Annotated in this window: 11 protein-coding genes; 8 read left to right on the top strand and 3 right to left on the bottom strand. The window is 57.5% G+C overall.

Features of this window, described 5'->3' with window-relative positions; all coding sequences use genetic code 11:
- Positions 1–59: 59 nt before the first annotated feature.
- Complete coding sequence (locus GOW16_RS01410) at positions 60–800, top strand: YebC/PmpR family DNA-binding transcriptional regulator (protein WP_170409528.1); 741 nt, start codon at positions 60–62, stop codon at positions 798–800.
- Between the two features lie 143 nt (positions 801–943).
- Positions 944–2,215: an MFS transporter gene (locus GOW16_RS01405; RefSeq protein ID WP_170409526.1), complete on the top strand. Its 1,272-nt coding sequence runs from the start codon at positions 944–946 to the stop codon at positions 2,213–2,215.
- Here the strand turns inward: GOW16_RS01405 and GOW16_RS01400 are convergent.
- Entirely contained in the window at positions 2,212–3,108 is an 897-nt protein-coding gene (locus GOW16_RS01400; protein ID WP_170409524.1) for a LysR family transcriptional regulator ArgP, read from the bottom strand. The two genes, GOW16_RS01405 and GOW16_RS01400, sit on opposite strands and share 4 nt — an antisense overlap.
- Positions 3,109–3,194: 86 nt before the next feature.
- On the opposite strand from GOW16_RS01400, the gene GOW16_RS01395 reads away from it, so the two are divergent.
- The 6 genes from GOW16_RS01395 (at position 3,195) to GOW16_RS01370 (ending at position 8,970) form a co-directional block, all read left to right on the top strand.
- Entirely contained in the window at positions 3,195–3,794 is a 600-nt protein-coding gene (locus GOW16_RS01395; protein ID WP_170409523.1) for a LysE/ArgO family amino acid transporter, read from the top strand.
- 88 nt (positions 3,795–3,882) lie between these two features.
- Positions 3,883–4,743, top strand: a complete 861-nt coding sequence (locus tag GOW16_RS01390) for a DMT family transporter (protein ID WP_438826256.1) — start codon at positions 3,883–3,885, stop codon at positions 4,741–4,743.
- 87 nt (positions 4,744–4,830) lie between these two features.
- A complete protein-coding gene (gene betI, locus GOW16_RS01385) occupies positions 4,831–5,403 on the top strand; it encodes a choline-binding transcriptional repressor BetI (protein ID WP_170409519.1) in 573 nt (190 codons plus the stop codon).
- Positions 5,400–6,908, top strand: coding sequence for a choline-sulfatase (betC, locus tag GOW16_RS01380; RefSeq protein ID WP_170409517.1), 1,509 nt, complete (start codon positions 5,400–5,402; stop codon positions 6,906–6,908). Before betI ends, betC begins: the two co-directional genes overlap by 4 nt.
- Positions 6,909–6,981: 73 nt before the next feature.
- Complete coding sequence (gene betA, locus GOW16_RS01375; RefSeq protein WP_170409515.1) at positions 6,982–8,640, top strand: choline dehydrogenase; 1,659 nt, start codon at positions 6,982–6,984, stop codon at positions 8,638–8,640.
- A 90-nt stretch (positions 8,641–8,730) separates the two neighbouring features.
- The gene (locus tag GOW16_RS01370; protein WP_170409513.1) at positions 8,731–8,970 is read left to right on the top strand and encodes a YdcH family protein; all 240 of its coding nucleotides are present in this window, start codon (positions 8,731–8,733) and stop codon (positions 8,968–8,970) included.
- A 73-nt stretch (positions 8,971–9,043) separates the two neighbouring features.
- Here GOW16_RS01370 and GOW16_RS01365 read toward each other — a convergent pair whose 3' ends face one another.
- A complete protein-coding gene (locus GOW16_RS01365) occupies positions 9,044–10,444 on the bottom strand; it encodes a helix-turn-helix domain-containing protein (protein WP_170409511.1) in 1,401 nt (466 codons plus the stop codon).
- 65 nt (positions 10,445–10,509) lie between these two features.
- Positions 10,510–11,715 (bottom strand): multidrug effflux MFS transporter, encoded by a 1,206-nt coding sequence (locus GOW16_RS01360; RefSeq protein WP_170409510.1) that lies wholly within the window; start codon positions 11,713–11,715, stop codon positions 10,510–10,512.
- Between the last annotated feature and the right edge of the window lie 13 nt (positions 11,716–11,728).

Genomic DNA, 11,728 nt, shown 5'->3' with positions numbered 1-11,728 from the left:
TGGCCCCGCAAACGTCTATATGAGCGCCGAATACGCAATCACGATGACGAGGACGCAACATGGCAGGCCATTCCAAATGGGCCAACATCCAGCACCGCAAGGGGCGTCAGGACGCCGCGCGGTCCAAACTGTTTTCCAAACTGTCGAAAGAGATCACCGTCGCCGCCAAAATGGGCGACCCCGATCCTGACAAAAACCCGCGCCTGCGTCTGGCCGTGAAAGAGGCCAAGTCGAACTCGGTCCCCAAGGACGTGATCGACCGCGCGATCAAGAAATCGGTCGCGGGCGAAGGCGACGAATACGAAGAAATTCGGTATGAGGGCTATGGCCCCAACGGTGTGGCTGTCATCGTCGAGACGATGACCGATAACCGCAATCGCACCGCCTCTACTGTGCGTTCGACCTTTTCCAAAAACGGTGGCAACCTAGGCGAAACCGGTTCGGTTGGCTTTATGTTCGAACGCAAGGGCGAAGTGGTTTATCCGGGTTCTGCCGGTGACGCGGACACCCTTTTCGAAGCTGCGATTGAGGCAGGTGCCGAAGACGTCGAAAGCTCGGACGAAGGTCATATCATCTGGTGCGCTGATACCGACCTGAACGAAGTGTCGAACGCGCTTGAAGCCGCATTGGGAGAATCGGAATCCACCAAATTGGTGTGGAAGCCTACCACCACGACCGAGCTGGGTTTGGAAGATATGCAAAAGTTGATGAAACTGGTCGATGCGCTGGAAGACGACGATGACGTTCAGCGCGTGACGACAAATTTCGAGGCCACGGACGAGGTCATGGCTCAGCTCTGATCTCCAATGCAGGAAAAGCACGAAAAACCCGGTCTTTGGCCGGGTTTTTTTATTTGGCGCAAGGCGTCCTTGGCCGGCTGTGTGGAACTGAGTACCATGGATTGATCAAACCCAAGTGCGAGCCTAGGAACCCAAACGCGCGAATGACGGACAAGTCTCTGGCCACAGCAAAAAGAAATGTTCCGGTCCTGGCTGGGCAAAGCATTCTGTCCCAGGTGGCGTGGACCTTGGGCAGCCCATCTGTAGTCCTGCCGTTTCTGGCCGTGTCGCTTGAGCTTCCGATGTTCATAGCCGGTGCGCTGGTGTCAGTGCGGATGGTTGGCAGCATGATCTCGGACGTTTTCTTGGCGCAACCCATCGCAGCGCGCGAGCGCAAGAAACGCGCAATCGCGATGACCGAGGTCGCGATTGGTACGTGCCTGATTTTGGCTTTGTTGGTGGCCGCAACCGGGGTCGTGCCAGTTATTGGGCTGGCCTTTGTCTTTGCGTTTTTCATGATCGGCCTGATCGAAGAGATTCAGTCGCTGATGTATACCGATCTGCTGGGCGATCACGTGCGCTCCAAATCGCGGATGATCATGCATTATCTGCAACTTGGGGTGGGTGGTTTGGGCGCAATCGGCCTCGCGTTGCTGGTTCACGAAATCACGAAGGAGAACCCGCCGTTTTCGCGCCATTCTGCCGTCATCGGCGTATCTGTGACATTCTTTGTATTGTCCGGATTGTCGATCCTGATGATGTCCGAAACTGCGGGTCAGCCTGGGAAAAAGGGCGCTCAACGGGTCAAGAAGCGAAAATTCGTCGAGAACTTCACCGATATCGCCGCGATGTTCGACCATGCCTGGTTCCGCCGATATATGGTCATGCGCATGCCGCTTGTCGTCGTGTCCCTCTCCGTGCCCTTCTTTGCGTTGATCGCGGCCGAGGCACACCACAGCTCGGCAAAGGGGCTGACGGCAATGATCGTATCTTCGGCGTCGGGGTATCTTGTATCTGCCCCGTTGTGGCAACTGGTGAACATGAAATCGCACCGCGCCGTGATGGTTACCGGGAACCTGATGGTCGCATTGACGGGCGGGGCGCTTTTGTCCGTACATTTCCTGGACATGGACCATGACGTTCACCTGCATGCCATCGCCCTGTTCATCGTCACGGTCGCAGTGACCGGGATCGGCAGCGCCCGCAAGCTGTATTTCCTGGATGTCGCCCCGAAAGAACAGCGTGTTAAAGGTGCTGCAGCAGTCAAGAGCATTTGCCGGATCTCCGGTGTATTGCTTTCTGCCGCGTTGGCGGGCGTCGCACATTTGCATGAGGTCGTCTGGGCGATTGCCTTCATTGTCGTCACTAGCATATTCGCTGCGGTCGCCTGTTACCGCGTGGTTGTGCCAAGCGAGAAAGAAACGGTTCAGTCCTAGACCGAGGTTTCAGCAGCATGTAGGGCGTCACGTGCGGCGCGCCTGACTGCCGCGGTCAGGGGGGCCAGCGCCGTGGACAGTACTCGCCCCACTTGCCATGTCAGCCTTACGTCGAGCCGGGCATCCGGTGTCAGAGGACACAACCGGCCGTCTTTCAATGCCTTTTGCGCAAGGCTTTCCGGGTTCATGCCCCAACCGATCCCCGCAATGGCGGCGTCAACAAATCCCTGAGAGGACGGCAGGAAGTGCGAAGGAGGAGATATGCGTTGGCCGGTCTGCTGTGTCATCCAGGCTTTTTGCAGGCCGTCCTTTCGGTTGAAGGTCAAACAGGTGGCCCGGGATAACGTGTTGGCATTCACGCCGTCAGCGAACCACTTGTGCATGAAATCGGGGCTGGCGGTGGGGATGTACCGCATGGCGCCTAGGGCGACAGAGTCGCTGCCGGGGGTTGTATCTCCGCCGACCGTAATTGCGGCGCTGACCTCACCGCGTCGCAGCCATTCTGCCGAATGGTCCTGATCGTCTACAACCAGATCGAACAACAGGTCGTCGATATCGGCCATCGCATTGATGAACCACGTTGCCAGCACGTCGGCTGGAACGGCGATGCGCACCCGTGCCGGGGCGCGCGATTGATCCAAAGTCAATTCACGAGCCAGTTCCGCCTCGAGCAGGCCGATATCTTCGGCGTGTTGCGTAATGCGCAGACCTACAGGGGTGGCCGTGCAGGGTGTTCCACGGTTTATCAGGGTGGCCCCTACGCGGTCTTCCAACGCCTTGATCCGCTGCGAAATGGCCGATGGCGTGACCGCAAGTTCCGAGGCAGCCGCGTCAAAGCTGCCATGGCGCAGGATGGCGGACAGTGCGGATAGGTGGTTTGGATCCAGCAACATTAGCTTCGCTTAACTCAAGTCAGTATCTTTAATTTGATAGATGACCGGTAAGCTCGTAGTCAACGGTGCAGAACATCGGAGGTTTCATGTCTACATCTTTGATTGCAGGTTTTGTGCTTGGTTTCAGCCTGATCCTCGCCATCGGGGCGCAAAACGCTTTTGTTCTGCGTCAGGGGTTGCGGCGCGAGCACGTGTTCCCATTGTGCCTGACCTGCGCGGTGTCAGATGCCATTCTTATAGCCGCCGGCGTTGCCGGTTTCGGAACTTTGGCGCAAGCGGTGCCCTGGTTCGAGACCGCCATGCGATACGGCGGGGCGATCTTCCTGACATGGTACGGCCTGCGCAGTCTGAGCTCGGCCTGGCGCGGCGGGGCGGTGATGGAGATTGGAGAAGGGAAACGCGTCAGCCTGAAATCGGTTCTGCTGACTGTTCTCGCGTTCACATGGCTGAATCCGCATGTCTATCTGGACACGGTTGTGCTGATCGGGTCGATCTCGGCGCAATATGACGACCAGATGGCCTTTGCGCTTGGCGCGATGACCTCCAGCTTTGTTTTCTTCTTTTCGCTGGGCTACGGGGCAGGGATGTTGTCCCCGATTTTCACAAGGCCACGGGCGTGGCAGGTGCTGGATTTGATAATCGGTCTGGTCATGCTGGCGATCGCCGCCAAACTTGTGCTGATGTGACGGGTTGCCTCTTCCGGCCTTTCAGTGTTCAACCCTTAACATGTCAACATTAGCCGCCCAACACCGCCCTTTGGCAGGCATGCTCTGGATGTTTTCGGCAGGCCTGTCCTTTGTGGTCATGACCGCATTGGTGAAGTCTCTGGGCTCCACAATGGATCCTATCCAGGCTGCGTTTCTGCGGTTTGCCTGTGGGTTGGTGTTCCTTCTTCCGGCGCTGGGCCTTGTCCTGAAAACACACCTGACGCGCAGGCACATTGTGCTGCTAGGCACGCGCGGCATCGTGCATGCCGTTGCGGTGATGCTGTGGTTCTTCTCAATGACACAGATCCCGTTGGCCGAGGTCACGGCGATGAACTACATGACACCGGTCTATGTCACGCTGGGGGCCGCTTTGTTCCTGGGTGAAAAATTGGCCTTCCGACGGATCGCGGCGATCTGCGTCGCGCTGGTTGGCGTTCTGATCATTCTAAGACCCGGTTTCCGCGAGATTTCGGCCGGACATATCACCATGTTGGGAACGGCTCTGACGTTGGGCGGGTCGTACTTGATTGCCAAAGTGCTTGTGCGCGACCTACCGCCCTCGGTCGTTGTGGCCCATATGTCGATATGGGTGACAGTAGCACTGATCCCTTTTGCGATTGCCGTTTGGACCCCGCCAACTCTGCGCGACCTTGGTGTGCTGTTTCTTGTGGCCAGCTTTGCCACGGCAGGCCACTATTTCATGACGCTTGCGCTAAAGGCGGCCCCGGTCGCGGTCACACAACCGGTCACGTTCCTGCAGCTGATCTGGGCCACACTGTTGGGGGCACTAGTCTTCCATGAAAGCATCGACATTTGGGTTGTCGCGGGTGGTACAGTGATTCTGCTGGCGGTCAGTTTTATCGCTTGGCGCGAGGCCCTTCTGAACCGGGACAGCTTGACGACCCCCAGTATCGCCCCCAAACTCTGACTGTTTAGGCGTGTCAAATGGTTATTGATTGACGAGTCAATAAAAAGCTCTTAGCGTTTTCTCAGTATTCGTAGTGAGGGAACAGCGATGCCAAAACTCGGAATGGAGCCAATTCGCCGTGATGCGATCGTCAAGGCAACAATTGCCGAGCTCGGGTCGAAGAAATCCCTTGATGTGACCGTCAGCCAGATTGCCAAACGGGCGGGTATGTCCAGCGCGCTGGCGCATCACTACTTCGGCGGCAAAGATCAGATATTTCTTGCTGCCATGCGCCGTATCCTGTCGGACTTCGCCGACGAGGCCCGGGAGGAGTTGAACAACGCCGCCCCGCAGGAACGTGCGCAGGCCATCATCCGCGCCTGCTTTGCGCCGTCATGTTTTACGCCGGATGTCATCGCGGCATGGATGACGTTTTATGTGCTGGCCCAAACCAATGATGACGCCTTGCGCCTGTGGCAAATCTATCAGGCGCGTATCCGGTCGAACCTGACCCATGCCCTGCGCCCGCTGATCAGCGATCCGGCTGAAGCCGCCGAAAACATGATCGCCCTTATCGACGGGTTGTATATCCGTGCCGCACTCAGCGCCCCGAAAGAACCGCAACTGGCGGTCAATCACGCAATGCGTGTCCTCAACACTCTGCTCGAGGCTGAAAAATGACAAAACCAAACATTCTGATCCTGATGGTGGATCAGCTTAACGGGACCCTTTTTCCGGACGGTCCCGCCGACTGGCTTCATGCTCCGAACCTGAAGAAGTTGGCCGCGCGGTCGACCCGTTTCGCCAACGCCTACACGGCCTCACCGCTTTGTGCGCCGGGGCGGGCCAGCTTCATGTCCGGTCAGTTGCCCTCGCGCACCGGCGTATATGACAACGCCGCAGAATTCCGTAGTGATATCCCCACCTACGCCCACCATCTGCGCCGCGCGGGGTACTACACCTGCCTGTCGGGCAAGATGCACTTTGTCGGCCCTGACCAGATGCACGGGTTCGAAGATCGTCTGACCACCGACATCTATCCCGCCGATTTCGGCTGGACGCCGGATTACCGTAAACCGGGCGAGCGGATTGACTGGTGGTATCACAATATGGGCTCGGTCACGGGCGCAGGTGTGGCCGAGATTTCCAACCAGATGGAGTACGACGACGAGGTTGCCTATAACGCCAAGGCCAAGCTGTATGATCTGGCGCGTGGTAAGGATGACCGCCCGTGGTGTGTAACCGTTAGCTTTACCCACCCGCACGATCCCTACGTGGCACGCCGCAAGTATTGGGATCTTTATGAAGACTGCGAGCACCTGCTGCCCGAGGTGGCAGATCTTGGCTACGACAATCAGGACCCGCATTCCAAGCGTATTTTTGATGCCAATGATTGGCGTAGCTTTGACATCACAGAAGAGGACGTCCGCAAGTCCCGCCGCGCGTATTTTGCCAACATCTCGTATCTAGACGACAAAATCGGTGAGATTCTGGAAGTTCTGGAAACAACCCGGCAAGAGGCGATCATCATGTTTGTCTCGGATCACGGCGACATGCTGGGCGAACGGGGTCTTTGGTTCAAAATGAACTTCTACGAAGGCTCAGCGCGTGTGCCGCTGATGATCTCGGCACCTGACATGCCCGCGGGGCGGGTCGACACGCCGGTATCGACAATCGACGTTACTCCGACCCTTGGGGCATTGGCAGGCGTGGATATGGCCGAAATTGCTCCATGGACCGATGGCGAGGATCTTGTGCCGCTGGCCAATGGCACCGAACGGACTGCGCCGGTGAAGATGGAGTATGCCGCCGAAGCCTCGTACGCACCGCTGGTTTCGCTGCGCTATGGCAAGTGGAAATACAATCGCTGCGCATTGGACCCGGATCAGTTGTACGATCTGGAGGCTGACCCGCATGAATTGGAAAATCTCGCCGGCAAACCCGAACACGCAGGCACTCTGGAAACCCTGCGTGCAAAATCTCAGGCGCGTTGGGATCTGGATCAGTTCGATGCGGATGTTCGTGCCAGTCAGGCGCGCCGCTGGGTCGTTTACGAGGCCCTTCGGCAAGGTGGCTATTACCCATGGGACTATCAGCCGCTGCAAAAAGCATCCGAGCGGTACATGCGCAATCACATGGACCTGAATGTCGTTGAGGAAAACGCGCGTTTCCCGCGCGGCGAATAGCCTCTTCACCTTTTTAAAAATACTCCCGCCGAAGGCACCGCATCCGGGCTCGGCGGGTCATGGAGACCTGAAAATGGAAGCAGATTTCGTCATCGTTGGCGCAGGGTCCGCGGGCTGCGCGATGGCATATCGTCTGAGCGAGGCCGGGGCCTCGGTTCTGGTGATCGAGCATGGCGGCACCGATGCTGGCCCGTTCATCCAGATGCCGGCGGCGCTGAGCTATCCGATGAACATGCCAATGTATGACTGGGGTTATCGCTCCGAGCCTGAGCCGCACCTGAACAACCGTCAGTTGGCCTGTCCGCGCGGCAAGGTGATTGGCGGATCATCTTCAATCAACGGCATGGTTTACGTGCGCGGTCACGCCCGAGATTTTGATACATGGGCTGAGATGGGCGCCGATGGTTGGTCCTATGCGGACGTGTTGCCGTACTACAAGCGCATGGAGACATGGCATGACGGTGGCCACGGCGGTGACCCAACCTGGCGCGGGACCGATGGGCCGCTGCACGTCTCGCGCGGTCCACGAGAGAACCCTCTGTTTCAGGCCTTTGTCGATGCAGGTAAGCAGGCCGGATACGAGATCACAGGTGACTATAACGGTGAAAAGCAGGAAGGCTTTGGCCCGATGGAGCAAACCGTCTGGAAGGGACGGCGCTGGTCTGCGGCAAATGCATATCTGAAACCTGCGCTCAAACGCGAAAACTGCGATATCGTGCGTGGTTTGGCCGCAAAGGTGGTCATGGAAAATGGCCGGGCAGCCGGGGTCGAGTTGATCCGAGGTGGCAAGACTGAGGTCATCCGCGCCCGGCGCGAGGTGGTTCTTGCCGCGTCGTCCATCAACTCACCCAAGCTGCTGATGCTGTCGGGAATCGGCCCAGCGGCGCATCTGGCTGAGCATGGGATCGACGTTCTGGCAGATCGTCCAGGGGTCGGTGCGAACCTTCAGGACCATCTGGAACTGTATATCCAGCAGGCCTCGCTTCAGCCCATCACGCTTTACAAGCACTGGAACCTGATAAGCAAAGGCCTGATCGGTGCGCAGTGGCTGTTCACAAAGACCGGTCTTGGCGCATCGAACCAGTTCGAAAGTGCGGCCTTCATTCGGTCCAAGCCGGGTGTGGAATACCCAGACATTCAGTACCACTTTCTGCCAATCGCAGTACGCTACGACGGTCAGGCCGCCGCCGAAGGCCATGGTTTTCAGGCGCATGTCGGACCAATGCGTTCGCCCTCGCGCGGGGCGGTCACGCTACGGTCGGCCAAAGTCGAAGACGCGCCTGTGATCCGGTTCAACTACATGAGCCATGAGTCAGATTGGGAGGACTTCCGCACCTGTATTCGCCTGACGCGCGAGATATTCGGGCAGGACGCCTTTAAACCCTATGCCGGTAAAGAAATCCAACCGGGTGCGGAAGTGGAGTCCGACGAAGCGCTGAACGCCTTTATCGCCGAACATGCCGAAAGCGCGTATCACCCATGCGGAACCTGCCGTATGGGCCGGGCGGATGACAAAAACGCCGTGGTCGATCCCGAAGGGCGCGTGATCGGGGTGGATGGGTTGCGCGTTGCCGACAGCTCGATCTTCCCGCAGATCACCAATGGCAATCTGAACGCGCCGTCGATCATGGTGGGTGAGAAGATGTCGGATCATCTGCTGGGTAAGGATGCCCTGCCAGCAGCCAATGACCAACCTTGGATAAACCCCCAATGGGCGGTCGCGCAACGATGATCGAAGGTATGATTTGATCCGCGTCAAAGTTCGACGGGGGCGGGGCGAATAGACTTGAATCGCAACGACATTTTTAAGGAGCGAACAGGAATGTCCCATACCCCGCATGAACTGGCCGAAGAGTTTCCGGACAAGGTTGAGTTGATGAGCCAGCTCAAACAAACGGATGCACATTTTGCGCGGCTGGCGGATGAATACCATGAGATCAACCGCGAAGTTCATCGTGCAGAGACCAATGTCGAACCGATGGATGACCTTGCTGAAACCGATCTGCGTAAAAAACGTGCGGCGTTGAAAGATGAGATCTGGTCGATCCTGTCGAAGGTCTGAGAAAAAGGGGGGGGCTTTGCTTCCGTTACGGCAAGCCGCGCCTCCACTGAAAAATTTCCAGGCCAGGCGAAGATCAGGTGACTTCATAAGGTAGGGTGCCGCGCGTATGAGCGTCGATCATTAGTCGTCTTTCCAATGGCGGGACCGATCGCTGATGACAATTCTGCCGCTCGCAGATGCGGCAGGATATGCCAATTGGCTCATAGGCGCTGGCGTTGTTGAAATCCAGATTGTCAGCATAAACCAGCGCTTCGGCGTGGCGCACCTCGCAACCTAACGCAATCGCATAGCGGCGCACTGGCGCGCCGAATGAGCCGCCGGATTTCGACACGTCCCGGGCCAGAGAGATATACTGAACACCATCGGGTGTTTCTGCCAGCTGCCGCAGGAAATGGCCGGGTGTCTCAAAAGCGCGGTGGACGTTCCATAAGGGGCAGGCGCCTCCGAACCGCGCAAACTGTAGGCGCGTGGCCGAGTGTCTTTTGGTGATCGTTCCGGCCTGATCAACGCGCACGAAAAAGAAAGGGATGCCCTTTGCGCCGGGGCGTTGAAGGGTGGAAAGCCGGTGCGCCACCTGTTCAATCGACGCCCCAAATCGGTTGCTAAGCAGTTCAAGATCGTGCCGACATTCCTGTGCCGCGGCCAGGAATTCGGCATAAGGCATCAGAGACGCCCCGGCGAAATAGTTTGCAAGTCCGATCTTTGCGATTGCACGGGCCTCGTCGCTTTGGAATTTGGCAAAGTCCAGTGTCGCCTCAAGCAGTTTGTCCTGGCTGATTAGCGCGACCTGTAGCAGCAACTGAAACACCTGAGTTTGGGGTGCAGTTCTGGACGAAAGCAGCAGCGTCTTGTTCTCTGGGTCGTATTTTCGGGTGTCATCGATGTCCGGGAATTGTACACGAATGCCGCGTTCGGCAAGGCTGTCCAGGGCTGCCGCACGAATGCCGCCTGCATCCAAAGCCCGCCCCGCAAATCGTTCAGCCGCTCGGTCGACCGCGTCGATGTAGTTGTCGCAATAATGAAAAAAGTCGCGCACTTCTTCCCACGGGCTTGCCTGAATTTGCGCATCTTCGCGACCCAGAGCTTCGTCAAGGGACGCCAGGCGTTCATGCGTCTGACGATAGGTGCGGTGCAGGGCGATGAAGGCCCGAGCCAGCGCAGGCGCGTTCGAGGCCGTCAGGCGAAGGTCGGCGAGCGGCGGAATGGCGTCGTCAAAGACCGGATCTGCCAATGCCTCGCGCATGTCCGATACCAGGCGTTCACTGTCGCCGGTGCTTAACTCGGTGACATCCATTCCGAATTCCTGCGCCAGTGCCAGAACAACCGTAGTCGAGATCGGACGGTTATTGTTCTCCATCTGGTTCAGATAGGGCAGGGACACACCCAGTTTGGCGGCAAATTCTTTTTGGGTCAGGGACAGGCGCGTGCGCATTTCACGCAGCTTTGCACCTGCATAGAGTTTTTGAGTCGCCATATCGGGCCTTTGCAACTTTCCTAATTCGGAAAGCTAACTTTGCAAACCATCATAGGCAAGTCGTGTCACAGACCCAATTGCCGTTCGCGACGAATGACTGACAAAATAGCGCAGACTGCCAGAACAGAGGTTGTTAGCATGAGCCAAAGTAGGGGCATGGCTCCGGTTTCGTGGGTCAGCAAGGTTCCGGCAAGAGCGCTGAGGCCCGCGCCGCCACCCAACATGATTGCGCCACTTAATCCGGATGCTGTTGCCGCCAGGTGCGGTCGTACTGAAAGCGCACCCGAGGTGGCGTTGGGAATCGTCATGCCGTTTCCAATGCCGACAAAGGTCATGAAGCCGAAAAAGCTAAGCGCTGTGCCGAATCCGGCCAGAAACAGGATGGCCGACATTGCTACGCCTGCCGCATTGAACCAGCAGCCCCAAAGAACCATTCGATTGACGCCGAAGCGAACGGAATAGCGACCGCTGACGAAGTTGCCAAAGAAATATCCGACAGCAGGCGCGCCAAAGTAGATGCCTACTTCGGCGGCGCTGAGGCCGAACAATTCGGTGCCAATGAAGGGTGCGCCCCCCAGATAGGCAAAGAAGGCGCCAGAAGACAGCGCGGATGAAAGCGAATACCCCCAGAAACGTGGGGACCGCAGTAATTCGGGGTATTCCCGGAATTGTTGAATCAGTGTTTTGCCGCTTTTGGCAGAAGTCTCGCCGAAATCCGAGTAAGTCAGCAGTAAAGTCATCACACCAAGTACAAAGGGCAGCCAGAAGTTGGCTTTCCAGCCAAAGCTTTCTTCCAGCAGGCCGCCAATCGCTGGGCCTATCATGGGGACGATGGCCATACCCATCGTAACGTAGCCGATCATCGACGCGGCCTGATCCTGATCGTAAAGGTCCCGAACCGCCGCGCGGCTTAGCACCATGCCGACCACGATAATGGCCTGGCACATTCTGAAGACAAGAAAGATCTCGACATTCGGGGCATAGATACATCCCAGCGTGGCCAAAAGAAACAAGGCCAATCCCCAAAGCAGAACAGGACGACGCCCCGCCTTGTCGGCAATCGGTCCGATCAGGATCTGCAGTACTGCGTTGACCAGTAGATACAAGGCAATCGACAGTTGCATGACCTTATAGTCGGCCTGAAAGTGCAGCGCCATGTTGGGGAGGCTCGGCAAAAACAGGTTGAGGCTAAGCGCGGACAGCCCGGACAGCAAAACAAGTGTGGTAATTGTTGGAGGCGAGCGACGCGCCGGCGAAGAACTAAACTGCATGGTTTACGTGTAT

The organism is Ruegeria atlantica (assembly GCF_013033965.1).
In the GTDB taxonomy this organism is placed as follows: domain Bacteria; phylum Pseudomonadota; class Alphaproteobacteria; order Rhodobacterales; family Rhodobacteraceae; genus Ruegeria; species Ruegeria atlantica_D.
The sequence above is the reverse complement of the archived record's forward strand: the minus strand, read 5'-3'. Positions and strand labels throughout refer to the sequence as shown.